Genomic DNA, 25,801 nt, shown 5'->3' on the forward strand with positions numbered 1-25,801 from the left:
TGTCGCGCCCACGCGGCGGAGCCGCAGATCGATACCGCCCCGCGCCCCTATTGGGGCGCTTTCCTCAGCCGGTGCTTTCCAGTTTCTGGTCCTTCAGTAGGAACCATGCCGCCGTGGCTGTTGCCAGGAGGACTGCCGCTCCTGCGCCCGATGCCAGGTGCAGGCCGTGGACGAAGGAGTCACGGGCCGCCGCCAGGAGTTCCGCGGAGGTGTGGGCGGGGAGAGTCGTCGCCGTTTCCACCGCCGCGCCCAGTGACTCATGGGCCGCCTCCGGGGTGCCCGCCGGGCCGGTGAAGTCGCGGTAGACGCCCGTCACGATCGAGCCGAGCAGGGCGATGCCCAGGGCGGCGCCGAGTTCGTACGCCGTCTCGGAGACCGCGGAGGCGGCGCCCGCCTGGTCCTTGGGGACGCTGGAGAGGATCACGTCGGCGGTGACGGTGAAGGAGAAGCCCGCGCCCACTCCGACGACCAGGAGCGCTGCGCCCAGGACCGGATAGCCGGTCGACTGACCCAGCGTCGTGAGCACGGCGAGGGCGAGGCCGATCGCGCCGAGGCCGCCGGAGACCACGGCGCGTACCGAGAAGCGCCGGGCCGCGCGGCCCGCGACGAGACCGGCCGCCACCGCGCCGACCGCGGCGGGCAGTTCGGCCAGACCCGCCTCGAACGGGCGCCTGCCCTGCACGAGTTGCAGATACTGGGAGAGGAAGAACACCAGGCCGGACATGCCGAGAACGGTCAGCAGGTCGGCGAGGACCGCGCCGCTGAAACCCCGCTTGCGGAACAGCCGCATGTCCAGCAGGGGCGTGGGCATGGTGAGCTGGCGGTGGACGAAACCGTACAGCGCGGCGGCGCCCAGCAGGCCCACGACGAGCGTCGCAGGGGTGAAGCCGTGCGTGGCGGCCTCCTTGACGGCGTAGACGACGCCGATCATGCCGACCAGCGACAGCACGACGCTGATCAGGTCCCACGGGCCGGGGCTGGGGTTGCGGGACTCGGGCAGCGTCTTGATGCCGACGAGGACGAGGACCACCATCACCGGCAGGTTGATGAGGAAGACCGAGCCCCACCAGAAGTGTCCGAGGAGGAAGCCGCCCACGATCGGGCCCACGGCCGTGCCGGCGGAGGCGGTGGCGCCCCAGATGCCGACCGCGAGGCTGCGCTCGCGCGGGTCGTGGAACAGGTTGCGGATCAGGGCGAGGGTGGCGGGCATCAGGGTCGCGCCCGCGACACCGAGCAGCGCCCGCGCCAGGATCATCAGCTCCGGTGTGGTGGCGTAGGCGTTGAGGACGGATATCGCGCCGAACACCGTGGCGCCGCCGAGCAGGATCCGCTTGCGGCCGATGCGGTCGCCGAGGCTGCCCATGGAGACCAGCAGTCCGGCGATGACGAAGGAGTAGACGTCACCGATCCACAGGAGCTGGGTGCCGGAGGGGTTGAGGTCCTCGCTGATGTAGGGGGTCGCGAGGCCGAGGACGGTCGCGTCGACGGCCACCAGCAGCACGGCCAGCACGAGGACGGAGAGCGCGAGCCAACGGCCCGGACGCCTCTCCGCCTCCGTCGTGACGGCCGGCTGCAGGGTGCTGGTCATGATTCCTCTCTTCGGAGTGCGCCACCGAGCAACAGCTCGGTGATCATGTGGGTGAAGTCCTTGGGGGCCACGCGGCCTTCCGCGACCGCCCAGGCGCCGGAGGCCATCAGGCCGTACAGCGCCTCGGTGAGCCAGGCCGGAGTGAGGTCGATACGGAATTCGCCGCCGGCCTGGCCGCGCCGAAAGAGGGCGGCGACCCGGGCGTCGACGCGGGCCCAGCCCTCGTTCTGTTCCTCGCCCTCGAACAGCTGGTTCTCGGTGTAGAGGAAGGCGAGGAGTCCGGCGGCGGGCTCGATCGCCCGCACCAGGCGGCGTACGGCCTCGCTCGCGGGCCCCTCGTCGAGCCGGGCCGTCTCGAGCGCGGCCTCGCACTCCGCGATGCCGAGCGCCTCCAGCGCCCGCACGAGCGCGTCACGCCCGGCGAAGTGGCGGTGCAGCGTGGCCCGGCTGATCCCGGCCGCCTTGGCGACCTCGTCCATGGTGGCCGTGGCCTTACGGGTCAGCAGGGCCGCGGCGCTGCGCAGCACGTGGTCACGATCGAGAGCCATGAGACAAGAGTAGCCCACATGAGACATTCATGTCTCACGATAGGCATGTGCGACTCATCGTCGCTGGTCGGTGGGCGTGCCCCGTCAGCGCCGGGGCACGGGCGAGTCCGTCAGCGCAAGGGCACGGAGGTATCCGTCAGTGCCAGGGCAACTGCCCGCGCCGCTCCCAGTACGCGGCCGGCTCCTCGACGAGGGCCGCGAGCCGCTCCAGCTGGTCCTCGTCGAGGTCGACAACCGCGGCGTGCAGGTTGGAGGCGAGCTGGCTGGTGGTCGCGGCGCCGGAGAGGGCGATCCCGGCCCACGGTCGGCGCAGGATCAGGGCGAGGGCCACGGCGTCGCAGCCGAGGGAGGTCTCCGCGGCCACGGCCTTCAGCGCGTCCGGTGCATGGGGCTCCGCGAGCCGCCCGTTGGCCATGCCCTCCTTGACGATCACCGTGAGCCCGGCGTCATGGGCCTCGGCGAGGGCGGGGCCGGCCGAGGTCTCCAGGGCGTTGAACGTCGACTGGACGGTACGGAAGAGGGGCTCGCCGTCGACGGTCACGGCGAGGGCGGCCCGGATGGCGTCGGCCTGAGCGGGGCCGCTGGTGGAGAAGCCGATGGTGACCCCCTCGGCGGCGGCCTGGGCGAGCCGGCTGTGGAGTTCCTTGTCGGTGAGGGCCGGGCTGTCCGGGGTGACCGAGTGGATCTGGTAGAGGTCGAGGCGGTCGCCGAGCAGTTCGTCGGTCTCGGCGCGCTGCCGCTCGTACGTGGCGAGGCTGTGGTCCTTGACCTCGTGCCGCTCCGCGTCGGTGGTCCAGCCTGCGGTGTAGGTGTAGCCCCACTTGCTGCCGACGACGATGTCGTCGATGTCGGGGCGGGCATTCAGCCAGTCGGCGAGGAACTCCTCGGAGCGGCCGTAGGAACGGGCGACGTCGAAGTAGCGGACGCCCTGGGCGTAGGCGGCGTCGAGGAGTTCGTGGGTGCGGGTGCGCAGCGTTCCGACGCTGCGGTCCTCGCCCAGGTCGTGGTCCCGGCCGAGGTTGATGTAGCCGGGGCGTCCGACGGCGGCGAGACCGAGTCCGATGTGGCAGGTCGGGGTCGTTGCTGAGGCCAGTCGCGCGAAGGGCATCGCGGGCTCCGTTCGATCGCTCCGTTACGGCTTGCGACCAACGTAACCTGCGATGACCCTCGGCTCCTGCACAGGCCCGATTCCTGCTGGGCCGTCGCTCCTACTTGGCCGTCGCCCACTCGTGCTGGGCCGCCACGTTCTGCTTCAGCTCGGCCAGCTGGATCGCGACCGCGCTCGGGGCCGTACCGCCGCGGCCGTTGCGGGAGGCCAGGGCGCCCGGGACGTTCAGGACGCTGCGCACCTCCGGCGTGAGGTGGGCGGAGATCTTCGCGAACTGCTCGTCCGTGAGGCCGTCCAGTTCCTTGCCCTCGGCCTCGGCGACCTTGACGCACTCCCCCGCGACCTCGTGCGCCACACGGAACGGCACGCCCTGCTTGACCAGCCACTCCGCGATGTCGGTGGCGAGGGAGAAGCCGGCCGGGGCCAGTTCCTCCATGCGCTCGCGGTTGACCGTGAGCGTGGCGATCATGCCGGTGAAGGCCGGGAGCAGCACCTCCAGCTGGTCGCAGGAGTCGAAGACCGGCTCCTTGTCCTCCTGGAGGTCGCGGTTGTAGGCCAGCGGCAGGGCCTTCAGGGTCGCCAGCAGGCCCGTCAGGTTGCCGATTAGCCGGCCGGACTTGCCGCGCGCAAGCTCCGCGATGTCCGGGTTCTTCTTCTGCGGCATGATCGACGAGCCCGTGGAGAAAGCGTCGTGCAGCGTGACGAAGGAGAACTCCTTCGTGTTCCAGATGATGATCTCCTCGGAGATCCGGGAGAGGTTCACCCCGATCATCGCCGTGATGAAGGCGAACTCGGCGACGAAGTCACGCGAGGCCGTGCCGTCGATGGAGTTGCCGACACTGCCGTGCTCGAAGCCGAGGTCCTTGGCGACCGCCTCCGGGTCCAGGCCCAGGGAGGAGCCGGCGAGGGCACCGGAGCCGTACGGCGAGACCGCCGTGCGCTCGTCCCACTGGCGCAGCCGCTCGGCGTCCCGGGACAGGGACTGGACGTGCGCGAGGACGTGGTGGGCGAAGAGGACCGGCTGGGCGTGCTGGAGGTGGGTGCGGCCGGGCATGGCCACGTCCGGGTGGGCTTCGGCGAGGCCGATCAGGGCGTCCTGGAGGTCGGCGATCAGAGCGCCGATCGTACGGGCGTGGTCCCTCAGGTACATCCGGAAGAGGGTCGCCACCTGATCGTTCCGTGAGCGCCCGGCGCGCAGCTTGCCGCCGAGGTCGGGGCCGAGGCGCTCCAGGAGGCCGCGCTCCAGGGCGGTGTGGACGTCCTCGTCGGCGATGGTGCCGACGAAGGAGCCGTCTGCCACGTCCGCCTCGAGCTGGTCGAGCCCGGCCAGCATCCGGGTCAGCTCTTCCGCCGTGAGGAGCCCGGCCTTGTGCAGCACGCGCGCGTGGGCACGCGAACCGGCGATGTCGTAGGGCGCGAGCCGCCAGTCGAAGTGGACGGACGCGGACAGCTTGGCCAGGGCCTCGGCGGGACCGTCGGCGAAACGGCCGCCCCAGAGCCGTACGTCACCGCTGTTGCTGCTCACTTGCGTTGCTCCTAGAGAGAGACGGATGTGCCGCCGCCCCCCTGCCGACCGGCGGTCAGGGAGGCGGCAATGACGTTACTGCCTGCGCGAGGTCGCGTCGGGCTACGCCCGCGATTGACGCTGCGCCGCGATCTTCGAGGACATGCTGTAGATGTCGATGAAGCCCTTGGCCGCGGCCTGGTCGAAGGTGTCGCCCGTGTCGTAGGTGGCGAGGTTGAAGTCGTACAGCGACGACTCGGAGCGCCGGCCGGTGACGACGGCGCGGCCGCCGTGCAGGGTCATCCGGATGTCGCCGTCGACGTGCTGGTTGGCCTCGGCGATGAAGCCGTCGAGGGCGCGCTTGAGCGGGGAGAACCACTGGCCGTCGTAGACCAGTTCGCCCCAGCGCTGCTCCACCTGCCGCTTGTAGCGGGCGAGTTCACGCTCGACGGTGACGTTCTCCAGTTCCTGGTGGGCCGTGATGAGCGCGATGGCGCCCGGTGCCTCGTACACCTCACGGGACTTGATGCCCACAAGCCGGTCCTCGACCATGTCGATCCGGCCGATGCCCTGGGCGCCGGCGCGCTCGTTGAGCTGCTGGATCGCCTGGAGGACGGTGACGGCCTTGCCGTCGACGGCGACGGGGACGCCGTGCTCGAAGGTGATGATCACCTCGTCGGCCTCGCGGGGCTCGGCCGGGTTGGAGGTGTACTCGTAGATGTCCTCGATCGGGCCGTTCCAGATGTCCTCCAGGAAGCCCGTCTCGACCGCGCGCCCGAAGACGTTCTGGTCGATGGAGTACGGGGACTTCTTGGTGGTGGCGATCGGGAGCCGCTTGGCCTCGCAGAAAGCGATCGCCTTGTCCCGGGTCATCGCGTAGTCGCGGACCGGGGCGATGCACTTGAGATCGGGGGCGAGGGCGACGATGCCGGCCTCGAAGCGGACCTGGTCGTTGCCCTTGCCGGTGCAGCCGTGGGCGACCGTGGTGGCGCCGTGTTTCCGGGCGGCGGCGACGAGGTGCTTGACGATCGCGGGCCGGGACAGGGCGGAGACCAGCGGGTAGCGGTCCATGTAGAGGGCGTTGGCCTTGATCGCCGGGAGGCAGTACTCGTCGGCGAACTCGTCCTTGGCGTCCGCGACCTCGGCCTCCACGGCGCCGCACGCGAGCGCGCGCTTGCGGATGACGTCCAGGTCCTCGCCGCCCTGACCGACATCGACCGCGACCGCGATGACCTCGGCGCCCGTCTCCTCGGCGATCCAGCCGATGGCGACGGAGGTGTCCAGACCGCCCGAGTAGGCGAGTACGACGCGCTCGGTCACTGGTTTCTCCTCACGTGCATTACCGACATGCATGAGTATGCAGCGCTCTGCATGATTCGTCAATCGGCGAGCCCGTCGAGAGAGTTTCGAAGAGATGTTGAACAGATGAAACCGCTTTCTCGTACTCACCCCTGAACGCCGACGCCGCGTTCGCACACCCACTCCTGACCCAAGTGAGGCATCCGCATGTCCAGGGCTCTTCCGAAGTACAACAAGCGTCGCGTGGCCGTCATCGGTGGCGCTGCCGCCGTTGCGCTGTCCGGCGCGGTGATCGCCGGCTCCGCCCTCGCCGGGACGCCTTCCAAGAGCAACAGCGCCACGAACGCCCGCACCCTCGCGAGCCCCGGCACGATCACCTGCCCGGACGTGGCCTCGAAGCTCCCGGCGATCCCCGCGTCCGCCAAGGCCGAGGTCGACCGCAACCTCGCCCTGCTCCAGACCCAGATCCAGGAAGCCAACAAGCGCCTGGTCGACACCGTGGGCCAGGGCGGCCCGAACTTCGTCAACAACGCCATCCTCGGCCCCCTCAAGGACAAGCGCGTGGCGACCGTCAACCGCATCGCCACGGCGATCGGGCGTACGGCCGCCAAGCCGACCGGCCTGGACGCGCTGGCACCGTGCACGCTGAACGCGGGCGGCGCGAACACGGGCTCCAACGCAGGCGCGAACACGGGTACCAACACGGGCGGTGGCGCCGCGGGCAACCAGGCGACGGCCACCCCGGGCGCGCAGCGGTCCACCGGCGGCACGAACAACGCCAACGCCGCCGTGGGCACGATCAGCTGCCCGGACGTGGCCTCGAAGCTCCCGGCGATCCCCGCGTCCGCCAAGGCCGAGGTCGACCGCAACCTCGCCCTGCTCCAGACCCAGATCCAGGAAGCCAACAAGCGCCTGGTCGACACCGTGGGCCAGGGCGGCCCGAACTTCGTCAACAACGCCATCCTCAGCCCCCTCAAGGGCAAGCGCGCCTCGACGATCGACCGCATCGCCATCTCCATCGGCCGTACGGCCGCCAAGCCGACGGGCCTCGACTCCCTGGCCGCCTGCACGCTCACGAAGTGAGGTGACAGGCCTCTGTGGCCGCCCCGTGCTCCCTCCGGCCGGGGCGGCCACGGTGGGCCGACCACCGCCGGAGCGCGATCAGTGACCCGGCAAATCCTTAGACAGCCGAAACGGCTCTCCCGATAATCGTTGGCCATGGGAAAGACCTATGAGCGCATCGACGGCAGGCTCCGCACGTTCATCGAGGAACAGCCCCTCTTCTTCACCGCGACCGCGCCCCTGTCCGGCGACGGCACGGTCAACCTCTCCCCCAAGGGCCTCAAGGGCTCCTTCGCGGTGCTCGACGAGCACACCGTGGCGTATCTGGACTTCGCCGGGTCCAACGCGGAGACCATCGCGCATCTGCGGGAGAACGGCCGGATCACCCTGATGTGGTGCGCCTTCCAGGGCCCGCCGAACATCGTGCGGGTGCACGGGCGGGGCGAGGCCGTCTTCCGTGACGACGCCCGGTTCGGGGAACTGCTGTCCCGCTTCCCCGGCATCGACCCCACCCCGCACGGCCTGCGCGCGATCATCGTCGTACACGCCGAACTTGTCCGGGACACCTGTGGATACGCGGTGCCCTTCATGACCTACGACGCGGACCGCGATCTGCATGGAAAGCGCTTCGCGCGCGAGGACGACGCATCGCTGAGCGACTACTTCCAGGGGAAGGAACACGTGGCGACTAGCCTGGATGGCCTACCAGGGCTGCCGCTGCCGCTCCCGCCCTCTACCGTCTGAGCCATGCGCCCCGGTGTCGTGGTCACCCTCGCCTCCCTGTCCCTCCTCACGCTCGGCTTCGCACCGACCGGTGCGTCCGCCCCGCTGCCCGCCCTGATGGCGGACACCGGGGGCGGCACCCAGCTGATCACGGCTCAGGCGGCGGGCACCGCCTCGACGTCGGGCACGGTCACCTGGTGGGACCTGCGGAGCGGACAGTGGGTGCAGGCGGGTTCGGCACCGGCCCGCTTCGGCGCGAGGGGGCTCGCCGAGGGGGCGTCGCGCAAGCAGGGCACGTACACGACGCCGACGGGGCTGTACGACCTGCCGTTCGGATTCGGCATCGCCGCGGCCCCGAGCGGTACGTCCGTCACCTACCGGCCGGTGCACGAGAACTCGTGGTGGTGCCAGGACAACGCGTCGCGCTCGTACAACCGCTGGACCGAACCCCTCCCGGCCGACTGCCGCGCCTCCGAGTCCGAGCACCTCGTCTCGTACGCCGGTCAGTACGCCCACGCGCTCGTCATCGGCTTCAACTACGCGCGTCCGGTGCGCGGGCGGGGAGCCGGGATCTTCCTGCACATCAACGGGAGCGGGGCCACGGCGGGTTGTGTGTCGGTGCCGGCGGACGCGATGCGGCGCATCCTGAAGTGGGCCGACCCGAAGGCGCGTCCGCACATCGCGATCGGCACGACGGCCGGGACGACGGCGATCACCCGGTACTGAGCGCCACCGGCAGCCGCACCGAGAACGTCGTCGCCCCGGGGCGGCTCTCCAGGCCCACGCTCCCCCCGTGCGCCTCCACCACCGCCGCCACGATCGACAGACCCAGTCCGGCGCCGCCGCCCGAGGCGTCCGTACGACGGCGGTGCTCGGCCCGGGTGAAGCGTTCGAAGACGCCGGGCTGGACGTCCTCGGGGATGCCGGGGCCGTCGTCGTGGACCTTCAGGGTCGACGTCCTGCTGCCGTCCGTGTCGCCCTCCGTCTCCAGGGACACCGTCACCTTTGTGCCGACAGGTGTGTGCAAACGCGCGTTGGCCAACAGGTTGGCCAAGACCTGTTGGAGACGATGCGCATCGCCGGTCACCGTCACCGGCTCCTCCGGCAGCTCCAGCGTCCAGCGGTGATCGGGGCCGGCCGCGCTGGCGTCCGTGACGGCGTCCAGGACCAGGTGCGTGAGGTCTACGGGGCGGCGCTCCAGCGGGCGGCCCGCGTCCAGGCGGGCGAGCAGCAGCAGGTCGTCGACCATCTCGCCCATCCGGGAGGACTCGGCGGCGATCCGCTCCAGGGCCCGGGTCACCTCCGGCGGGACGGGCCCGGGGTGCAGCAGGGCGAGTTCCGCGTGGCCGCGGACCGAGGCGACCGGGGTACGCAGCTCATGGCTGGCGTCGGCGGCGAAGGTGCGCAGCCGCTCCTCACTGGCATGCCGCTTGGTCAGCGCGTCCTCGACATGGCCCAGCATGCGGTTGAAGGCGGCGGCGACACGGCCCACCTCGCCGCGCGGGTCGGCCTCGGGGGCCCGGGGCGGCAGCGCCACCTCGCCACTGGCCAGCGGGAGCTCGCTGACCCGGGTGGCGGTCGCCGCGACCCGGCTGAGCGGACGCAGCGACCAGCGGACCCACAGCGCCCCGCTGACGCCCGCGACGGCCAGGGCCAGGCCGAAGACGATCGCGGCGAGCAGTTCCAGCCGGTGCACGGTGGCCTCCACCGGCTCCAGCGGCAGGCCGACGACCAGCACATCGCGGTCCAGGCCCCGGGACGCCACGACCCGGTAGTCGTCCAGGGCGGACAGGTGGACGGTGTGGGCCCTGCCGTCGACCGGTACCGCCGCCAGCCGCTTCTGGTCCGTGCCGGTCAGATCCACGCTCAGGTCCACGGCCAGGTCCCCGGAGCGGACCAGTCCCTTGTTGGTGACCTCGCCGTTCACCAGGCGGGCGCCGAAGGTGCCCGTGGCCTGTCTGCGGGTGTCGCCGTGCTCGTCCCCGTCGTGATCGTCCGGCAGCCGGCCGCTGTGCTCCAGACTCGCCGGGAACCGGTTGCCGACCTGGACGAGCTGTTCGTCGAGGCGCTGTGTGAGGAAGCCGCTGAGCCCGACCACCGCGGCCAGCCCGACCGCCGCGCAGCTCACCGCCAGCAGCACCACCAGGCCCACGGTGAGCCGGGCCCGCAGGGTACGCGGCCGGGGCAGGCGCCGTAGCCACCTCGGGAGTCTCACCTGGTCACCGGCTTCAGCACGTACCCGGCCCCGCGCACGGTGTGGATCATGGGCTCGCGGCCCGCGTCCACCTTCTTGCGCAGATACGAGATGTACAGCTCGACGACATGGGCACGGCCGCCGAAGTCGTACGACCACACCCGGTCGAGGATCTGCGCCTTGCTGAGCACCCGGCGCGGATTGCGCATCAGGAAGCGCAGGAGCTCGAACTCGGTCGGGGACAGTTCGATCAGTTCTCCGGCCCGGGTCACCTCGCGGGCCTCCTCGTCCATGACCAGGTCGCCGACGGCCAGCCGCGGCCCCTCCTCCTGCTGCCGGGCCATGCCCGCCCGCCGCAGCAGTCCGCGCAGCCGGGCGACGACCTCCTCCAGGCTGAACGGCTTGGTGACGTAGTCGTCACCGCCCGCGGTGATCCCCGCGATCCGGTCCTCGACCGCGTCCCGGGCGGTGAGGAAGAGCACACAGACGTCCGGCTTCACCTCGTGCAGCGAGCGCAGCACGGCGAAGCCGTCGGTGTCGGGGAGCATCACGTCCAGGACCACCGCGTCGGGCAGCAGCTCGCGTGCCGCGGTCACCGCGCCGGCGCCGTCGCCGGCCGCGCGCACCTCCCAGCCCTCGTAGCGCAGGGCGCCGGTGAGCACCTCGGCGAGGTCCGGGTCGTCGTCGACGACGAGGACACGCAGCGGGGTGCCGTCGGGCCGGGTGAGGGCGGGCCGGCCGGAGCGGGTCGTGTTCATCGCGTTCATCGCGTCTACAGCATCGCTCCTCCCGGCGGCCGCGGGTGACCCCTGTGGCTCTGAGTTTCCTGTGAGTGGGCCCACAGGGCGCCGTCTCAGAGCTCCCTCAGAGGTTCACGCAGCACAGTGGCACGGCGGACGGGAGCACCCGGGAGAAAGGGCCCACACATGACCACCCTGTACGAGCGGCGGGCGGCGCCGGCCGTGACGCCCGTTCCCCGCAGCTCCCCCGCGGGTCCCCTGCTCGCCCTGCTGTGGGCCGGGGCGGCGGCCGTGGTGGCGCTGTGGTGGACGGACACCGGCTCGGTCGTCGGTACGGCCGGCTGGCTGACCGGCGCCGGGCGGATCGCCGGGCTGCTGTGCGGGTACTCCTGCGCGGTGCTCGTCGGGCTCATGGCCCGGGTGCCGCTCCTGGAGCGGCGGATCGGCTCGGACCGGGTGGCACGCTGGCACGCGATGGCCGGCCGCTACACGGTCTGCCTGCTGGTCGCGCACATCGTGCTGATCCTCGCCGGGTACGCCGCCCAGGACGGCGCCTCGATCGTCCACGAGACGGTCACGGTGATCCTCGACTACCCGGAGATGCTCAAGGCCACCGCGGGCACGGTGGTCCTCTTCGCCGTCGGCATCACCTCGGCGCGGGCGGTGCGCCGCCGGACCAGCCACGAGTTCTGGTACTACGTCCACCTGCTCACCTACGCCGCTGTCTTCCTGGCCTTCGGCCACCAGCTGGCGCTCGGCAACGACTTCAACGGGAAGCCGGTGGCCACGGCGGCCTGGTACGCGCTGTACCTGGGCGTCGCGGCCCTGGTGGTGTGGTTCCGGGTCCTCGTGCCGGTGCGGCTCAATCTGCGTCACCGGCTGCGGGTGGAGTCCGTGCACCGGGAGGCGCCGGGCGTGTACTCGGTCGTCGTACGCGGGCGGCGGCTGGCGGAGCTGGGGGCGCGGCCGGGACAGTTCTTCCGCTGGCGCTTCTTCGGGCAGGGCATGGGCTGGGCGTCGACGCCGTACTCGCTGTCCGCGCCGCCCCGGCCCGACCTGCTGCGCATCACCGTCAAGGCGCTCGGCGACCACAGCGCGGCGGTGTCCCTGCTGCGGCCGGGCACCCGGGTGTGGGCGGAGGGGCCGTACGGCTCCCTGACCGCCGACCGGCAGAGCGCGCACCAGTCACTGCTGATCGCGGGCGGCGTGGGCATCACGCCCCTGCGGGCGCTGTTCGAGACGCTGCCCGGTGAGGTCACGCTGCTGTACCGGGCCCGCACGGCCGAGGACCTGGCGCTGGGCAGTGAGCTGGAGGCGATCGCGCAGTGGCGCGGGGCGAGGGTGCTGTACGCGCTCAACGGCGCGCACGGGGAACGCCCGGTATTCACCGCCGACGCCCTGCGCGCGGCCGTTCCCGGCATCGCCGCGCACGACGTGTACCTCTGCGGTCCGCACGGCTTCGCCCAGGACCTGTACCGGGCGCTGCGCGCCGCCGGTGTGCCGGACCGCCGTATCCACCACGAATCGTTCGAGCTGTGAGGCCCCCGTGCACGCGTTGAAGAAGAGCCGCCCCCTGCGCCGCATCGTGCTGGCGAGCGCCGCCACCGTCTCCGGGATGGTGCTGCTCCTGTCGCTGAAGCCGCACACGAGCCCGGCCCTGGCGGTGGGTACGCGGTCGCCCGTGCCGTCCAGCAGCGCGAGCGCGTCGGCCGGCGGGTCCTCCGGCGGCTCCAGCGGTTCCACCGGCAGGTCGACCACCGGCAAGAAGACGGTCACCGGCGACTCGGTCCAGACCCGCTGGGGCCCCGTCCAGGTGCGGGTCACGGTGAAGAACGGCAAGCTCACAAACGTAACCGCCGTCGCCTACCCGCAGGAGAATCCGCACGACCAGGAGATCAGCAGTTACGCCATCCCCCAGCTGCGGCGCGAGGCACTGGCCGCGCAGAGCGCCGAGATAGACACGGTCTCCGGAGCGACGTACACGAGCGACGGATACCGCCAGTCGCTCCAGTCCGCCTTGGACTCGGCCGGAGTCTGAACACACCGAAGCCGAGGCACGTATCAGTGGGCCAAGGGTCAAGTCCCCACGGAGGAACCGTGACCACCACGCTCGCAGGCGGACGTGCCGCCCGCCGCCAGACGATGCGCCGCATCCGCCCGCGCCGCTCCCCGGCCGTCCCGCTGCTGATCGCCGTGTGGGCGGGCGCAGCGGCCGTGCTGTGGCTGTGGTGGCACAACACACCGTCCATCGCCGACGACAACGGCAAGATCCTGAACGCGGGCCGGATCACCGGTCTGCTGGCCGGCTACCTCATGGCGCTGGTCGTACTGCAGATGGCCCGGGTGCCCGCCCTGGAGCGGCGCGTCGGCTCCGACCGGGTGGCCCGCTGGCACGCCATGAGCGGCCGTTACACGCTCTGCCTGGTCTTCGCGCACATCTTCCTGACCATGTGGGGCTATGCGCTCCAGGCGGGCAAGTCTCTCGGCGACATAGTCCAGCAGACCATCGACTCCATCACCCAGCTGCCGGACATGGGCAAGGCCGCCATCGGCACGGGTCTGTTCGTGGTCATCGGGCTGACCTCGATCGGCGTGGTCCGCCGCAGGCTGGCGTACGACGCCTGGTACCACGTGCACGTGTTCACCTACGCGGCGGTGTTCCTGACGTTCTGGCACCAGATCACCACCGGCAACGACTTCGCTCTGGAACCCGCCGCGAAGACCTTCTGGTACGGGCTGTACGGCTCGGTCACCGCGCTGGTGCTCTGGTACCGCATCCTCACCCCAATCCGGCTGAACCTGCGTCACCGCCTGCGCGTCGAGGCGGTCATCGAGGAGACGCCGGGCATCGTGTCGGTGCTCATCGGCGGCCGCAAGCTGCACCGGATGGGCGCGGAGGCCGGGCAGTTCTTCCGGTGGCGGTTCCTGGCGCCGGGCATGCGGTTCAGCTCGCACCCGTACTCGCTGTCGGCGGCGCCGCGTCCGGACATGCTGCGGATCACGGTGAAGGCGATCGGCGACCACAGCGCCCGGCTGCGCGAACTGCGCCCCGGCACCAAGGTGTGGGCCGAGGGCCCGTACGGCGCCATGACGGCCTCCCGCCGCAGCCGCGGCAAGGTGCTGCTGGTCGCGGGTGGCGTCGGCATCACGCCGATGCGTGCCCTGTTCGAGACGCTGCCCGGCGCGGCCGGCGACCTGACCCTGCTCTACCGCGCCAACACCACCCAGGACCTGGCCCTGTGGGACGAGCTGGCGGCCATCGCCAAGGAGCGCGGTGCCCGGCTGATGTACGCCGTGAACAGCCCGGAGGGCGAGCGGCCGGACATCTCCGCGGACACCCTCCAGCGGAAGATCCCGGACATCGACCGGCACGACGTCTTCATGTGCGGCCCGCCCGGGTTCGCGCAGCAGGTGTTCGAAGCACTGCGCGGCGCGGGGGTCCCCGCCCGCCGCATCCATCACGAGTCGTTCGAGATGTGAGCGACGGGAAACCACGGAACCTCCACGGGAACTCGACGGGAAATCAGGAGCTCAGAAGAGATGCGGAAGAGCCACCCCATTCGGCGCATCATGCTGGCCACCGCGGCCACCGTCTCCGGTGTCGTCCTGCTGCTGTCGCTGAAGCCGTCGACGGACCCCGCCTCGGCGTCGGCGGCGGGTGCGGCGCCGCAGCAGACGGCGGCCGGCCAGGAGTCGCCCCAGGGCGGGGCACAGGCCGCCGGGACGGGCACGGTGACCGGTGACGCGGCCCAGACCCAGTACGGGGTCGTCCAGGTACGGCTGACCGTCGCCAGCGGCAAGATCACCAAGGCCGAGGCGGTACAGGCACCGAAGGGCGGCACGAGCGACCAGAAGACCGCGCTGTCCGTGCCCAAGCTCAACCAGGAGGCCGTGGCCGCGCAGAACGCGAACATCGACTCGGTGTCCGGGGCGACGTACACGAGCACCGGGTACAAGAAGTCACTGCAGTCGGCGCTGGACAAGATGAAGGCGGCGGGCGGCTCGAAGGGTTCGGCGGGATCGTCGGGCTCGTCCTCCGGGTCGGGCGGCGCCGCGCAGGCCACGAAGACGGTGACCGGGCAGGTCGCGCAGACCCAGTACGGGCCGGTCCAGGTCCGTATCACGGTCGCCAACGGCAAGATCACCAAGGCCGAGGCGGTGCAGGCGCCCAAGGGTGGGCTCAGCGACCAGAAGACCGCACAGGCGGTGCCGAAGCTGAGCCAGGAGGCGGTGGCGGCCGGAAACGCGAACATCGACTCGGTCTCCGGCGCCACCTACACGAGCACCGGCTACAAGCAGTCGCTGCAGTCCGCGCTGGACCAGGCCGGTGGCTGAGGCCGTGGCCGAGTCAGAGGCTCCCGCCGCGGTGCGTCGGGCGGAGGAGGTCATGGGGACCGTCTTCTCCTTCGACGTCCGCGGCGGGCAACCGCATGCCGTACAGGCGGCCCTCGACGAGGCGGTCGCCCAGCTGCACCGGGTCGACGAGGTGTTCAGCACCTACCGCGAGGACAGTCAGGTGTCCCGGCTGGCCCGCGGCGAGCTGACCGTGGCCGCCTGCGATCCCGAGGTCGCTCAGGTGCTGGAGCTGGGTGCCGAGGCGGAGCGGCTGAGCGACGGCTGGTTCAGCATGCGCTACCGGGGCCGGTTCGATCCGACCGGGATCGTCAAGGGCTGGGCCGCGGAGCGCTGCGCACGGCTGATCGCGGAAACGGCCGGGGTGAGCGGCGTGAGCGTGAACGGCGGCGGGGACGTCCAGATGCTCGGCGCGCCGGAGCCGCACCGGCCGTGGCGGGTGGGGGTGTCGGATCCGCTGCGGCCAGGCGGGCTGGCGGCGGTGATCTCTTCCACCGGGGTGTCGGAGCTGGCGGTCGCCACGTCCGGTACGGCGGAACGCGGCGCGCACATCGTGGACCCGCGGACGGGCAAGTCGGCGGTCACGGACCTGGTCGCGGTCACCGTCGTGGGCCCTCGGCTGACGTGGGTGGACTGCTGGGCCACGGCGGCGTTCGCGATGGGTGCACGGGAGGGCCTGGCATGGCTGGAGTCACTCCCCGACGTGGAGGCCCTCCTGATCACAGCGGGCGACGAGGTCCGCTGCACGGGGGGCTTGGCGACACGGCTGGGGTGACTGACTGGAAGCCCAAGGGCATCCGACCAAGGGGCGCGGGGCGGTATCGACTTGCGGCTCCGCCGCGGGGCGCGACCAGCCCCCACTACCCGCAGTCCGCCACTACCGGCCACCACCCCCTCAATGGCCGTTCTGAGCCAACCGCAGCAAATGTTCCGCCAGCGCCTGTCCCCCGGACGGATCCCGGCTGATCAGCAGCAACGTATCGTCACCGGCGATCGTCCCCAGGATGTCGTGCAGCTCGGCCTGGTCGATGGCGGAGGCCAGGAACTGCGCAGCCCCCGGAGGGGTCCGCAGGACCACGAGATTGGCGGAGGCCTCCGCGGAGATCAGCAGCTCCTGGGAGAGCCGCCGCATCCGCTCCTCCTTCGCCGACTCCCCCAGCGGGGCACGCGGCGTGCGGAAGCCGCCCTCGCTCGGCACCGCGTAGATCAGCTCGCCGTCGGTGTTGCGGATCTTCACCGCGTTCAGCTCGTCCAGATCCCGGGACAGCGTCGCCTGGGTGACGCTCAGCCCGTCGTCGGCGAGGAGCTTCGCCAACTGGCTCTGTGAGCGCACCGGTTGCCGGTTGAGGATGTCCACGATCCGGCGGTGGCGTGCGGTGCGGGTCTGCGGCACTGCGGGCCCCGCGGTCTGCTCATGGTCCTGCGCCTGGCTCATGGTCGTCTCATTCCCCGGCTCGTCCGTCCCCGTTCGCTGCTTCGAGGATGCCGGGCAGCGCCTGGAGAACGGCGTCCGTCTCGTCGTCGGCGAGATTCAGCGGTGGCATCATCCGTACGACGTCGGGGGCGGGCGCGTTCACCAGGAATCCGGCCTCCTGAGCCGCCTGCTGCACCTGCGGCGCGAGTGGCTCGGTGAGCACGATACCCAGCAGGAGGCCCGCGCCCCGGACATGGTCGATCAACGGGTTGCCGAGTGACTCGATTCCGTTCCGCAGCTTCTCGCCCTGCCGCTTGGCGTTCTCGAGCAGTCCCTCGTTCGCGATGGTGTCGAGGACGGCGAGTCCGGCGGCGCAGGCGACCGGGTTGCCGCCGAAGGTCGTGCCGTGGTGGCCCGGCCGGAGCAGTTCGGCGGCGCGGCCGAAGGCGACGGTGGCGCCGAGCGGCAGCCCGCCGCCCAGGCCCTTGGCCAGGGTCACGATGTCGGGCAGGACGCCCTCGTGCGCCTGGTACTCGAACCAGTTGCCGGTCCGCCCGATGCCGGTCTGCACCTCGTCGAGGACGAGCAGGGACCCGGTGGCCGCCGTGATGGCGCGGGCCGCCTTGAGATAGCCGGCCGGGGGCACCACGACGCCGTTCTCGCCCTGGATGGGTTCGATGACGACGAGGGCGGTCTCCTCGGTCACCGCGGCCGCCAGCGCCTGCGCGTCGCCGTAGGGGACGTGGGTGACGTCCCCGGGCAGCGGCAGGAACGGCTCCTGTTTTCCGGGCTGGCCGGTGAGCGCGAGGGCGCCCATCGTACGGCCGTGGAAGCCGCCCTGGGTCGCGACCATATGGGTGCGCCCGGTCAGCCGGCCGATCTTGAAGGCAGCTTCGTTGGCCTCGGCGCCGGAGTTGCAGAAGAAGACCTTGCCGTCGCGGTCGAAGTGCTCGAGGAGGCGTTCCGCCAGGGCGACGGGCGGTTCCGCGATGAAGAGGTTGGAGACATGGCCCAGGGAGGCGATCTGCCTGCTGACGGCCTCGACGACGGCCGGGTGGGCGTGGCCGAGCGCGTTGACCGCGATGCCGCCGACGAAGTCGAGGTACTCCTTGCCGTCGGCGTCCCACAGCTTCGCGCCCGCGCCGCGCACGAGAGGCAGCCGGGGAGTGCCGTAGTTGTTCATGAGCGCGCCCTGCCACCGCGCGGTCAGTTCCTGGTTGCTCATGATTCCCCCTGTTCGTCCGGCTTCTCGTCGGGCACGACCATCGTGCCGATGCCTTCGTCCGTGAAGATCTCCAGCAGGATCGAGTGCTGGACCCGGCCGTCGATGACACGGGCGGTGTTGACGCCGTTGCGTACGGCGTGCAGACAGCCCTCCATCTTCGGCACCATGCCGGAGGACAGCTCCGGCAGGAGTTTCTCCAGCTGGGCGGCGGTGAGGCGGCTGATCACCTCGTCGGAGTCCGGCCAGTCCTCGTAGAGGCCCTCGACGTCGGTGAGGACCATGAGGGTCTCGGCGCCCAGTGCCGCAGCGAGTGCCGCAGCCGCCGTATCAGCATTGACGTTGTAGACATGTCCGTCGTCCTGACTGCGGGCGATGGAGGAGACGACCGGGATGCGGCCGTCGGCGAGCAGGGCCTCGATCGCGCCCGTGTCGATCTCGGTGATCTCGCCCACCCGCCCGATGTCGACCAGTTCGCCCTCGATCTCGGGCTGGTGCTTGGTGGCGGTGATGGTGTGCGCGTCCTCGCCGGTGAGGCCGACGGCCAGCGGGCCGTGCTGGTTGAGCAGCCCGACCAGCTCGCGCTGCACCTGCCCGGCCAGCACCATCCGTACGACGTCCATGGCGTCCTCGGTGGTGACCCTCAGGCCCGCCTTGAACTCGCTGACGATGCCGTGCCGGTCGAGCGCCCGACTGATCTGCGGGCCGCCGCCGTGCACGACGACCGGCCTGAGGCCGGCGTGGTGCAGGAACACCACGTCCTGCGCGAACGCGGCCTTCAGCTCCTCGTCGACCATGGCGTTGCCGCCGAACTTGATCACGACGGTCTTGCCGTTGTGCCGGACCAGCCAGGGCAGCGCCTCGATGAGGGTCTGCGCCTTGGGCAGTGCGGTGTGCTTTCGCGTGGTGCTCATGACGAATAGGCGCTGTTCTCGTGGACGTAGTCGGCGGTCAGGTCGTTGGTCCAGATGGTGGCGGTCTCGGTGCCGGCGGCCAGGTCCGCGACGATGTGCACCTCGCGGTAGCGCATGTCGACCAGCTCGCGGTCCTCGCCGACGCCGCCGTTCTTGCACACCCACACGCCGTTGATGGCGACATTGAGCTGGTCCGGCTCGAAAGCGGCCCGCGTGGTGCCGATGGCGGACAGCACGCGGCCCCAGTTGGGGTCCTCGCCGTGGATGGCGCACTTGAGGAGGTTGTTGCGGGCGATGGAGCGGCCCACCTCGACGGCGTCGTCCTCGGTCGCGGCGTTGATCACCTCGACCTTGATGTCCTTGCTGGCGCCCTCGGCGTCCCGGATGAGCTGTTGGCCGAGGTCGTCGCACACGTCCCGTACGGCCTGCGCGAACTCCTCGTAGCCGGGGGTGACCCCGGCCGCGCCCGAGGCGAGCAGCAGCACGGTGTCGTTGGTGGACATGCAGCCGTCGGAGTCGACGCGGTCGAAGGTGACCTTGGTGGCGGCGCGCAGCGCCTTGTCCAGGATCTCGACGTCGAGGTCGGCGTCGGTGGTGAGGACGACCAGCATGGTGGCGAGGCCCGGCGCGAGCATGCCCGCGCCCTTGGCCATGCCGCCGACGGTCCAGCCGTCCCTGGTCACGACGGAGGTCTTGTGGACGGTGTCGGTGGTCTTGATGGCGATGGCGGCCTTCTCGCCGCCGTGCTCGCTCAGGGCCGCCGCGGCCGTCTCGACGCCCGGGAGCAGTTTGTCCATCGGGAGCAGGACGCCGATGAGGCCGGTGGAGCAGACGGCGACCTCGATGGGGCCGCGCCCCAGCACCTCGGCGGCCTTCTCGGCGGTCGCATGGGTGTCCTGGAAGCCCTTGGGCCCCGTACAGGCGTTGGCGCCGCCGGAGTTGAGGACGACGGCGGAGACCTGGCCGCTCCTCAGCACCTGCTCGGACCACAGCACCGGCGCGGCCTTCACACGGTTGGAGGTGAAGACGCCGGCGGCGGCGCGGCGGGGCCCGTTGTTGACCACGAGGGCCAGGTCGGGGTTGCCGTTCTCCTTGATCCCGGCGGCGATGCCCGCCGCCGTGAATCCCTTGGCTGCCGTGACGCTCAAGGCGCGACTCCGATCGTGGAAAGCCCGGTGGTCTCGTCGAGTCCGAGGGCGATGTTCAAGCTCTGGACGGCACCGCCGGCGGTGCCCTTGGTCAGGTTGTCGATGGCACTGATCGCGATGATGCGGCCCGCGGCCTCGTCGTGTGCGACCTGCACCTGAACGGCGTTGGAACCGTGGACGGACGCCGTGGCGGGCCACTGGCCCTCGGGCAGGAGGTGGACGAAGGGCTCGTCGGCGAAGGCCTTCTCGTAGGCGGCGCGGACCGCCTCGGCGGTGACACCGGCGCGTGCCTTCGCGCTGCACGTGGCGAGGATGCCCCGGGACATCGGCGCGAGGGTGGGGGTGAAGGAGACGGAGACCTTCTCCCCGGCGGCCGCGCTCAGGTTCTGGATCATCTCGGGGGTGTGCCGGTGCCCTCCGCCGACGCCGTACGGCGACATCGAGCCCATGACCTCGCTGCCCAGCAGGTGCGGCTTGGGCGCCCTGCCCGCGCCGGAGGTGCCGGAGGCGGCGACCACCACGGCCTCGGGCTCGGCGAGCCCCGCCGTATAGGCCGGGAAGAGGGCGAGAGAGACGGCGGTGGGATAGCAACCGGGCACCGCGATGCGCTTGGACCCCTCCAGCGCAGCGCGGCCGCCCGGAAGTTCGGGGAGGCCGTACGGCCAGGTCCCGGCGTGCGGGGAGCCGTAGAACCGCTCCCAGTCGGCGCCGTCCTTGAGTCGGAAGTCGGCGCCCATGTCGATGACGATCACGTCCGGGCCGAGCTGCTCGGCGACGGCGGCGGACTGTCCGTGGGGCAGGGCGAGGAAGACGACGTCGTGCCCGGCGAGGGCTTCGGGGGTGGTCTCCGCCAGTACGCGGTCGGCCAGCGGAAGCAGGTGCGGCTGCAGGGTGCCGAGCCGCTGACCCGCGTTGGAGTTGCCGGTCAGGGCTCCGATCTCGACCTCGGGGTGCGCGAGGAGCAGCCGCAGGACCTCTCCGCCCGCGTACCCGCTCGCTCCGGCCACCGCCGCTCGTACCGCCATGTCACCCTCCTCTGGATGGCATGACTATACGTTTCGCTGCACGTTTATGCAATCCTGAGATCAGCCCCGAGATCACCAGGACCGCCGGAACCAGGAGCCCGCCACCCCCTCATTGCAGGTTGCGGTCGGCACCGCGGGGGCGTTTTCTGGAAGTGTCCGGCGGTAAAGCGAGAGCGCCCGGGGCCACGGCACAGACCGTTGGCCCGCGCCTGCTTGTGTGCCCCCCGGGTAGCGGCCCGCCGTCGCCGCCGTCATCACAGTCCGATGCGGAGGTGACCGAGGTGAAAGCGGTCGTATACGAGGAGCCTTTCCACGTGGCCGTACGGGACGTGGACGATCCACGGATCCAGCACCCCAACGACGTGCTCGTACGCGTCACGTCCACCGCGATCTGCGGCTCGGATCTGCACATGTACGAGGGCCGCACGGCGGCCGAGCCTGGCATAGTCTTCGGACACGAGAACCTCGGCGTGATCGAGGAAGTCGGTAGCGGCGTGATGTCCCTGTCCCAGGGAGACCGCGTCGTCATGCCCTTCAACGTCGCGTGCGGATTCTGCAAGAACTGCCTCGCCGGGAAGACCGGGTTCTGCCTGACGGTCAATCCGGGCTTCGCGGGCGGGGCGTACGGATACGTGGCGATGGGACCGTACAAGGGCGGCCAGGCAGAGCTGCTGCGCGTGCCCTTCGCCGACTTCAACTGCCTGAAGCTGCCGCCGGGTGAACAGTTCGAGACGGACTTCATCCTGCTCGCCGACATCTTCCCGACCGGCTACCACGGATGCGAACTCGCCAAGGTCATACCCGGCGAGAGCGTGGCCGTGTACGGCGCCGGGCCCGTGGGACTGATGGCCGCCTACTCCGCGCTGCTGCGCGGTGCGTCCAAGGTGTTCTCCGTCGACCGGGTGCCGGAGCGTCTCGCCAAGGCGGCGGAGATCGGGGCCATCCCCATCGACTTCACCAAGGGCGACCCGGCCGAGCAGATCAAGGAACAGACGGGAGGAGAGGGCACCGACAAGGGCGTGGACGCCGTCGGGTACCAGGCCCAGGCGCACGACGCCAGCCACGAGGAACCCGCCATCGTCCTCAACGAGCTCGTCATGACGGTCCGGCCCACCGGGATGCTCGGCGTACCGGGCCTGTACGTTCCGGCCGACCCGGGCGGACCCGACGAGAACGCCAGGCACGGCCAGCTCCTGGTCTCGATCGGCAAGATGTTCGAGAAGGGCCAGCAGATGGGCACGGGCCAGTGCAACGTCAAGCAGTACAACCGCCAGCTGCGCGACCTGATCATCGCCGAGCGCGCCAAGCCCAGTTTCGTGGTCTCCCATGAACTGCCGCTGGACCAGGCGCCGGAGGCGTACGAGAAGTTCGACAAGCGGATCGAGGGCTACACCAAGGTCGTGCTGCACCCCGAGCACGCACTCGCGGCGTAGCACCCACGAAGCAGAGGAAGGATCCGGGCGCACGGGACATCACCTGTCCCGTGCGCCCGTGCGTCCGCCTTGACCTTGAGTGCGCTCCAGCTCCTACCGTTCTTGTCCAGGAACCCCCATCGAACGACTGCTCCACGAGCGGCAGTCGGGGACGGATGAACCCACATGAGCGAGAGCACCACCCGTGAAGAGCGCTTCGCCCGCGGTCTGAAGGTACTGGAGGACGTCGACGGCGAGGCCGGCCGACGGGTCATCGACTCGCTGGCCGACATCAGTCCCGAACTCGGCCACCAGATAGTCTCCTGGGGCTTCGGGGAGATCTACGCCCGGCCCGAACTGGCTCCCCGGGACCGTCAGTTGGTGACGCTGGGCATGCTGACCGCGCTCGGCGGCTGTGAGCCTCAGCTGGAGGTGCACATCAACGCGGCCCTGAACGTGGGCCTCACGCCCGAGCAGATCGTCGAGGCACTGTTGCACTCCGCCGGGTACTGCGGCTTCCCGAAGGCACTCAACGCCACGTTCGTCGCGAAGAAGGTCCTCGCCGAGCGCGGGCTGCTGCCGCTGGGACAGCAGCCCGCGGACGACTCCCCGGTTACCTCTGCCTGATCCGCAGGAAGGTGACGGAGTTCGCCGGGAAGGTGTACGTGAACCGGTCGGCGACTCCGTGAAGGTGGACGTGACCGGGGCGAGGGCCGTGGACGTCTCGGTGTTCACCGCGTCGGGCGCGGCCGCCAGGGTGGTCACCCGGGCCCACGGCGCGACCTCGGCGCCGCCCAGGTCGATCGCCGTACGGGCCGCCGAGGACTGGGCGTTGACGACCTTGACGATCAGCTCACCGGTCAGGCGTCGTGCGTGACGACCTGGCGGAACGGCTCGGCCGGCCGGTCGTCGGCGAAGCTGCCCCACTCCTGGCCGTCGAGGTAGAGGGTGCCCTGGCGGCCCCGAACCTTGATGTCGATGTCGTAGGTGCGGCCGGTCTCGATCGTGCCGATCGGTCGGTCGGATCGTTCACGACGTTCGAAATATCAGACAGCGATCAGCACTTCGAACGGCAAAATAGGGAAGGGGTGTGAGCACGTCAACGGGGCCCGCACGGGGACGTAAGGTCGACGGCATGGATGCGCTGCCACGAGGAGGCGTTCCACGCCACGCGTCACGCGGCGTGGACAGCTTCTGGCCCGTACCGGACGTGCTGGCCCATCTCGCCGGACGCTGGCGGGTGGAGCGGACCGTGCGGGACCTGGCGAGCGGCGACGAGGGGCGGTTCGAGGGCACCACCGTCTTCCGTCCGCTGGAGGGCGGCGGACTGCTGCACGAGGAGTCCGGCCTGTTCACCTGGCAGGGCGTGACCCGTCCCGCCGAGCGGACCCTGCGCTTCCTGCCCGGAAAGGCGCCGGGCACCGCGGACGTCCGCTTCGCCGACGGCCGACCATTCCACGACCTGGACCTGACCACCGGCCGGCACATCACCGACCACCCCTGCTCCGCGGACCTCTACCGGGGCGAGTTCACGGTCCGGGACGCGGACCACTGGCGGACGGTGTGGCACGTCGCCGGCCCCACGAAGGACCTCGTGCTGACGACCGACTACGCGCGCGTGGGCTGAGTGGCCGCGCCGTCGAAGCGCTGTGCCGGCGGCGCCTTCAGGACGTACACGAGGACGGCGCGAGACGTGATGTCCGGGGCGGGTTCGGCGTCAGGGGTGGGTTTGGGTGGGAGCCAGGCCACCGCGCCGGGCGTCCGGCCGCCGCCCGGATCGGCGACCAGACCGGCCCGGTGCGCGAGCCACTTCGGGCCCGGTTCCAGGAGGGGGAGGGGGACGGCGCCGTCGCGGGGAGGCGGGGTGTCCGCGTCGTACGGCGCGAAGGCGAGTGCGGCGGTCGGGGCGGCCGTCGCCGGCGCCGTGAGCAGGCCTGGCCCGGCGGGCCGACGCTGGTACGGCGCCCTGCGCCGCTGGGCGCTCCGCATGCCCCGGGCCGTCGTACAGATGCTGCCCGGACGCCCTTGGCCCACCGCAACTCTGCCCGCCGACGGAGGGTCGGCGACGGCGACGATGAACACCGGCAGGGACTCACCCCCGTGCGGTGTGGCGCGCGAGCCGACGAGCCAGGCGTCCGCCGACTACGCGCGCATGGGCTGAGTGACCCCGCCGTCGAAGCGGAGGTTCCAGCGGCCCGCGCGCCCCATGACGGTGGTCGTCGACAGGGGGCGGACGTCGATGTTCCAGTAGCTCGCGGGCGGTGCCTTCAGGACGTACACGAGGGCGGCGCGGATCACGGAGGGCTCGGCGACGGCGACGATACGGCCGCCGTCGTCGGCGGGTCGGGTCTCCAGCCAGCCGCCGACCCGGGAGATGAACGCCAGCAGGGACTCACCGCCGTGCGGTGTGGCGCGCGGGTCGGCGAGCCAGGCGTCCACCGCCTGCGGCTCGCGGGCCATCGCCTCGGCGAGCGTGAACCCGCGCCAGCGGCCCATGTCACAGTCCCGCAGGGCGAGCTGCACCAGAGGGTGGTAGCCCAGGGCGTCACCCGTCGCACGGCTGCGCGGGGTCGGCGAACAGTAGCGCAGGTCGGCCGCGGCCAGGGGCAGCAGCCCCGCCGCGGCGTACTGCACCTCGGCCCAGCCCGCCAGGTCCAGCGGGCGGTCGTCCTGAAAGCGCTCCGCGAGCAGCGGGGAGCTGCGCGCGGCGGCGACGAACGTGACCCGAGGTTGCATGCGGAGATGGTCTGCCGCGCAAGTACACAGGTCAAGAGGCGTTGCATGCCGGTTACCCGAGGTTTGCAAATCCTTACTGCGAGGTCAGGATCTGCCGGACAAGTCGGGAGAAATCAAAGTTATTTCGCGTCGCCGGATGTCTCGAAGTACAGCGCCATCCAGTGGTCCGGCCGTTCGAGCGGGGCGAAGCCGAGCTTCTCGTACACGCCGTGCGCGTCGTGGGTCGCGAGCAGGACGCGCCGCAGTCCGTACGACCGCAGGTGTTCGCGGATTCCCCCGACCAGTGCCGTGCCGATGCCCTTCCCCCGCACTGACGGGTCGACGTAGACATCGGCCAGCCAGCCGAACAGCGCCCGGTCGGTCACCACGCGCGCGTACGCCACCTGCTCCCCCGAGGCCGTCTCGTACACCCCGAAGTTCAACGACGCCGCCATCGCATGGTCCTGCTTCTCCCGCGAGCGCCCGACCGCCCAGTAGGCGTCGGTCGACAGCCAGCGGTGGACGCGGTCGACGTCGACGCGATCGGTGTCCGCGGAGAACTCATAGCCCTCGGGCAGGTCAGGTGCATCGCTCATGCGGGGGATCCTCGCAACTGGGCCGGGTCGGCGTCGAACGGATTCCGCTCGACCGCCACCGACGACACCTGGCTCGACGAGCGATACGACGGGCTGCTGGAGGCGTACTGCAGCACGCTCGTCAGGGGGATCGCGCCCGAGCGGTTGCTCCGGGACCTGGGAGCCGAGCCGACCATGCGCGTCACCGGCGTCGAGGCGCCGGCGGAGCCGTCGTAGGACGACGAGCGTGACTTCGA

Annotated in this window: 27 protein-coding genes and 1 pseudogene; 12 read left to right on the forward strand and 16 right to left on the reverse strand. The window is 71.0% G+C overall.

What is annotated here, in order from left to right; all coding sequences use genetic code 11:
- Positions 1-64 precede the first annotated feature (64 nt).
- The 5 genes from N8I87_RS07760 to N8I87_RS07780 all read right to left on the reverse strand — a co-directional run bounded on the left by N8I87_RS07760 (position 65) and on the right by N8I87_RS07780 (position 6,068).
- Entirely contained in the window at positions 65-1,588 is a 1,524-nt protein-coding gene (locus N8I87_RS07760; protein WP_263206738.1) for an MFS transporter, read from the reverse strand.
- Complete coding sequence (locus tag N8I87_RS07765; protein WP_263206739.1) at positions 1,585-2,136, reverse strand: TetR/AcrR family transcriptional regulator; 552 nt, start codon at positions 2,134-2,136, stop codon at positions 1,585-1,587. The genes N8I87_RS07760 and N8I87_RS07765 overlap by 4 nt, the downstream gene beginning before the upstream one ends.
- Before the next feature lie 136 nt (positions 2,137-2,272).
- Positions 2,273-3,244: an aldo/keto reductase gene (locus tag N8I87_RS07770; RefSeq protein WP_263206741.1), complete on the reverse strand. Its 972-nt coding sequence runs from the start codon at positions 3,242-3,244 to the stop codon at positions 2,273-2,275.
- Between the two features lie 100 nt (positions 3,245-3,344).
- Complete coding sequence (gene argH / locus N8I87_RS07775; RefSeq protein WP_263206742.1) at positions 3,345-4,769, reverse strand: argininosuccinate lyase; 1,425 nt, start codon at positions 4,767-4,769, stop codon at positions 3,345-3,347.
- Between the two features lie 102 nt (positions 4,770-4,871).
- Positions 4,872-6,068, reverse strand: coding sequence for an argininosuccinate synthase (locus N8I87_RS07780; protein WP_263206744.1), 1,197 nt, complete (start codon positions 6,066-6,068; stop codon positions 4,872-4,874).
- Positions 6,069-6,254: 186 nt separating this feature from the next.
- Here N8I87_RS07780 and N8I87_RS07785 point away from each other — a divergent pair, with 186 nt between their 5' ends.
- From N8I87_RS07785 to N8I87_RS07795, 3 genes are all read left to right on the forward strand, one after another.
- Positions 6,255-7,130 (forward strand): hypothetical protein, encoded by an 876-nt coding sequence (locus N8I87_RS07785; protein WP_263206746.1) that lies wholly within the window; start codon positions 6,255-6,257, stop codon positions 7,128-7,130.
- Between the two features lie 135 nt (positions 7,131-7,265).
- Positions 7,266-7,853, forward strand: coding sequence for a pyridoxamine 5'-phosphate oxidase family protein (locus N8I87_RS07790; protein WP_263206747.1), 588 nt, complete (start codon positions 7,266-7,268; stop codon positions 7,851-7,853).
- Positions 7,854-7,856: 3 nt separating this feature from the next.
- The gene (locus N8I87_RS07795) at positions 7,857-8,558 is read left to right on the forward strand and encodes a L,D-transpeptidase family protein (RefSeq protein ID WP_263206749.1); all 702 of its coding nucleotides are present in this window, start codon (positions 7,857-7,859) and stop codon (positions 8,556-8,558) included.
- Here N8I87_RS07795 and N8I87_RS07800 read toward each other — a convergent pair.
- Positions 8,545-10,047: a sensor histidine kinase gene (locus tag N8I87_RS07800; protein WP_263206751.1), complete on the reverse strand. Its 1,503-nt coding sequence runs from the start codon at positions 10,045-10,047 to the stop codon at positions 8,545-8,547. The genes N8I87_RS07795 and N8I87_RS07800 overlap by 14 nt on opposite strands.
- Entirely contained in the window at positions 10,044-10,784 is a 741-nt protein-coding gene (locus tag N8I87_RS07805) for a response regulator transcription factor (protein WP_317633555.1), read from the reverse strand. The genes N8I87_RS07800 and N8I87_RS07805 overlap by 4 nt, the downstream gene beginning before the upstream one ends.
- Before the next feature lie 168 nt (positions 10,785-10,952).
- Here N8I87_RS07805 and N8I87_RS07810 point away from each other — a divergent pair, with 168 nt between their 5' ends.
- Genes N8I87_RS07810 through N8I87_RS07830 form a run of 5 tightly spaced genes read left to right on the forward strand, consistent with a single transcriptional unit; the run spans position 10,953 to position 15,894 of the window.
- The gene (locus tag N8I87_RS07810; RefSeq protein WP_263206755.1) at positions 10,953-12,305 is read left to right on the forward strand and encodes a ferredoxin reductase family protein; all 1,353 of its coding nucleotides are present in this window, start codon (positions 10,953-10,955) and stop codon (positions 12,303-12,305) included.
- A gap of 7 nt (positions 12,306-12,312) precedes the next feature.
- Positions 12,313-12,804 carry an FMN-binding protein gene (locus N8I87_RS07815; protein ID WP_263206756.1) on the forward strand — a complete coding sequence of 164 codons (492 nt, stop codon included), beginning with the start codon at positions 12,313-12,315 and terminating at the stop codon, positions 12,802-12,804.
- 59 nt (positions 12,805-12,863) lie between these two features.
- Positions 12,864-14,246, forward strand: a complete 1,383-nt coding sequence (locus N8I87_RS07820) for a ferredoxin reductase family protein (RefSeq protein ID WP_263206758.1) — start codon at positions 12,864-12,866, stop codon at positions 14,244-14,246.
- Between the two features lie 60 nt (positions 14,247-14,306).
- Positions 14,307-15,101 carry an FMN-binding protein gene (locus tag N8I87_RS07825; protein WP_263206760.1) on the forward strand — a complete coding sequence of 265 codons (795 nt, stop codon included), beginning with the start codon at positions 14,307-14,309 and terminating at the stop codon, positions 15,099-15,101.
- Between the two features lie 52 nt (positions 15,102-15,153).
- Positions 15,154-15,894, forward strand: a complete 741-nt coding sequence (locus N8I87_RS07830; protein ID WP_263206762.1) for an FAD:protein FMN transferase — start codon at positions 15,154-15,156, stop codon at positions 15,892-15,894.
- A 120-nt stretch (positions 15,895-16,014) separates the two neighbouring features.
- Here N8I87_RS07830 and N8I87_RS07835 read toward each other — a convergent pair whose 3' ends face one another.
- From N8I87_RS07835 to argC, 5 genes are read right to left on the reverse strand one after another with little or no spacing between them, the layout of a single operon-like run.
- Positions 16,015-16,554, reverse strand: a complete 540-nt coding sequence (locus N8I87_RS07835; RefSeq protein ID WP_263206764.1) for an arginine repressor — start codon at positions 16,552-16,554, stop codon at positions 16,015-16,017.
- A 7-nt stretch (positions 16,555-16,561) separates the two neighbouring features.
- Complete coding sequence (locus N8I87_RS07840) at positions 16,562-17,758, reverse strand: acetylornithine transaminase (RefSeq protein WP_263206766.1); 1,197 nt, start codon at positions 17,756-17,758, stop codon at positions 16,562-16,564.
- Entirely contained in the window at positions 17,755-18,669 is a 915-nt protein-coding gene (gene argB, locus N8I87_RS07845) for an acetylglutamate kinase (protein WP_263206767.1), read from the reverse strand. Before argB ends, N8I87_RS07840 begins: the two co-directional genes overlap by 4 nt.
- Positions 18,666-19,817 (reverse strand): bifunctional glutamate N-acetyltransferase/amino-acid acetyltransferase ArgJ, encoded by a 1,152-nt coding sequence (gene argJ, locus N8I87_RS07850; RefSeq protein WP_263206769.1) that lies wholly within the window; start codon positions 19,815-19,817, stop codon positions 18,666-18,668. The genes argB and argJ overlap by 4 nt, the downstream gene beginning before the upstream one ends.
- Positions 19,814-20,842 (reverse strand): N-acetyl-gamma-glutamyl-phosphate reductase, encoded by a 1,029-nt coding sequence (gene argC / locus N8I87_RS07855; RefSeq protein ID WP_263206770.1) that lies wholly within the window; start codon positions 20,840-20,842, stop codon positions 19,814-19,816. Before argC ends, argJ begins: the two co-directional genes overlap by 4 nt.
- A 281-nt stretch (positions 20,843-21,123) precedes the next feature.
- Here argC and N8I87_RS07860 point away from each other — a divergent pair, with 281 nt between their 5' ends.
- Both N8I87_RS07860 and N8I87_RS07865 read left to right on the forward strand, forming a co-directional pair.
- Positions 21,124-22,275: a glutathione-independent formaldehyde dehydrogenase gene (locus N8I87_RS07860; RefSeq protein ID WP_263206772.1), complete on the forward strand. Its 1,152-nt coding sequence runs from the start codon at positions 21,124-21,126 to the stop codon at positions 22,273-22,275.
- A gap of 165 nt (positions 22,276-22,440) precedes the next feature.
- Positions 22,441-22,881, forward strand: coding sequence for a carboxymuconolactone decarboxylase family protein (locus tag N8I87_RS07865; protein WP_263206774.1), 441 nt, complete (start codon positions 22,441-22,443; stop codon positions 22,879-22,881).
- Here N8I87_RS07865 and N8I87_RS07870 read toward each other — a convergent pair.
- Positions 22,868-23,264, reverse strand: a pseudogene (locus N8I87_RS07870) (alpha-L-arabinofuranosidase C-terminal domain-containing protein); the annotation flags it as partial. The gene N8I87_RS07865 and the pseudogene N8I87_RS07870 sit on opposite strands and share 14 nt — an antisense overlap.
- A 173-nt stretch (positions 23,265-23,437) precedes the next feature.
- Between N8I87_RS07870 and N8I87_RS07875 the strand changes: the two are divergent.
- Positions 23,438-23,881 (forward strand): DUF6314 family protein, encoded by a 444-nt coding sequence (locus N8I87_RS07875; protein ID WP_263216349.1) that lies wholly within the window; start codon positions 23,438-23,440, stop codon positions 23,879-23,881.
- Here the strand turns inward: N8I87_RS07875 and N8I87_RS07880 are convergent.
- The 3 genes from N8I87_RS07880 to N8I87_RS07890 all read right to left on the reverse strand — a co-directional run bounded on the left by N8I87_RS07880 (position 23,863) and on the right by N8I87_RS07890 (position 25,565).
- Positions 23,863-24,243 carry a hypothetical protein gene (locus N8I87_RS07880; protein WP_263206776.1) on the reverse strand — a complete coding sequence of 127 codons (381 nt, stop codon included), beginning with the start codon at positions 24,241-24,243 and terminating at the stop codon, positions 23,863-23,865. The genes N8I87_RS07875 and N8I87_RS07880 overlap by 19 nt on opposite strands.
- A 153-nt stretch (positions 24,244-24,396) precedes the next feature.
- Complete coding sequence (locus N8I87_RS07885) at positions 24,397-24,990, reverse strand: histidine phosphatase family protein (protein ID WP_263206778.1); 594 nt, start codon at positions 24,988-24,990, stop codon at positions 24,397-24,399.
- A gap of 119 nt (positions 24,991-25,109) precedes the next feature.
- Complete coding sequence (locus tag N8I87_RS07890; protein ID WP_263206780.1) at positions 25,110-25,565, reverse strand: GNAT family N-acetyltransferase; 456 nt, start codon at positions 25,563-25,565, stop codon at positions 25,110-25,112.
- Between N8I87_RS07890 and N8I87_RS44305 the strand changes: the two genes are divergently transcribed.
- Positions 25,488-25,781, forward strand: a complete 294-nt coding sequence (locus N8I87_RS44305) for a DUF6461 domain-containing protein (protein ID WP_411577203.1) — start codon at positions 25,488-25,490, stop codon at positions 25,779-25,781. The genes N8I87_RS07890 and N8I87_RS44305 overlap by 78 nt on opposite strands.
- Positions 25,782-25,801: the final 20 nt, after the last annotated feature.

The sequence above is a fragment of the Streptomyces sp. HUAS 15-9 genome, from assembly GCF_025642155.1.
Lineage (GTDB): Bacteria > Actinomycetota > Actinomycetes > Streptomycetales > Streptomycetaceae > Streptomyces.

Excerpts from the sequence above, each read along its gene's own strand:
- N8I87_RS07760 (WP_263206738.1), bottom strand. The coding sequence starts at position 1,588 with ATGACCAGCACCCTGCAGCCGGCCGTCACGACGGAGGCGGAGAGGCGT.
- N8I87_RS07765 (WP_263206739.1), bottom strand. The coding sequence starts at position 2,136 with ATGGCTCTCGATCGTGACCACGTGCTGCGCAGCGCCGCGGCCCTGCTG.
- N8I87_RS07770 (WP_263206741.1), bottom strand. The coding sequence starts at position 3,244 with ATGCCCTTCGCGCGACTGGCCTCAGCAACGACCCCGACCTGCCACATC.
- N8I87_RS07785 (WP_263206746.1), top strand. The coding sequence starts at position 6,255 with ATGTCCAGGGCTCTTCCGAAGTACAACAAGCGTCGCGTGGCCGTCATC.
- N8I87_RS07790 (WP_263206747.1), top strand. The coding sequence starts at position 7,266 with ATGGGAAAGACCTATGAGCGCATCGACGGCAGGCTCCGCACGTTCATC.
- N8I87_RS07795 (WP_263206749.1), top strand. The coding sequence starts at position 7,857 with ATGCGCCCCGGTGTCGTGGTCACCCTCGCCTCCCTGTCCCTCCTCACG.
- N8I87_RS07805 (WP_317633555.1), bottom strand. The coding sequence starts at position 10,784 with ATGAACACGACCCGCTCCGGCCGGCCCGCCCTCACCCGGCCCGACGGC.
- N8I87_RS07810 (WP_263206755.1), top strand. The coding sequence starts at position 10,953 with ATGACCACCCTGTACGAGCGGCGGGCGGCGCCGGCCGTGACGCCCGTT.
- N8I87_RS07825 (WP_263206760.1), top strand. The coding sequence starts at position 14,307 with ATGCGGAAGAGCCACCCCATTCGGCGCATCATGCTGGCCACCGCGGCC.
- N8I87_RS07830 (WP_263206762.1), top strand. The coding sequence starts at position 15,154 with ATGGGGACCGTCTTCTCCTTCGACGTCCGCGGCGGGCAACCGCATGCC.
- N8I87_RS07835 (WP_263206764.1), bottom strand. The coding sequence starts at position 16,554 with ATGAGCCAGGCGCAGGACCATGAGCAGACCGCGGGGCCCGCAGTGCCG.
- N8I87_RS07840 (WP_263206766.1), bottom strand. The coding sequence starts at position 17,758 with ATGAGCAACCAGGAACTGACCGCGCGGTGGCAGGGCGCGCTCATGAAC.
- argB (WP_263206767.1), bottom strand. The coding sequence starts at position 18,669 with ATGAGCACCACGCGAAAGCACACCGCACTGCCCAAGGCGCAGACCCTC.
- argC (WP_263206770.1), bottom strand. The coding sequence starts at position 20,842 with ATGGCGGTACGAGCGGCGGTGGCCGGAGCGAGCGGGTACGCGGGCGGA.
- N8I87_RS07865 (WP_263206774.1), top strand. The coding sequence starts at position 22,441 with ATGAGCGAGAGCACCACCCGTGAAGAGCGCTTCGCCCGCGGTCTGAAG.
- N8I87_RS07880 (WP_263206776.1), bottom strand. The coding sequence starts at position 24,243 with ATGCGGAGCGCCCAGCGGCGCAGGGCGCCGTACCAGCGTCGGCCCGCC.
- N8I87_RS07885 (WP_263206778.1), bottom strand. The coding sequence starts at position 24,990 with ATGCAACCTCGGGTCACGTTCGTCGCCGCCGCGCGCAGCTCCCCGCTG.
- N8I87_RS07890 (WP_263206780.1), bottom strand. The coding sequence starts at position 25,565 with ATGAGCGATGCACCTGACCTGCCCGAGGGCTATGAGTTCTCCGCGGAC.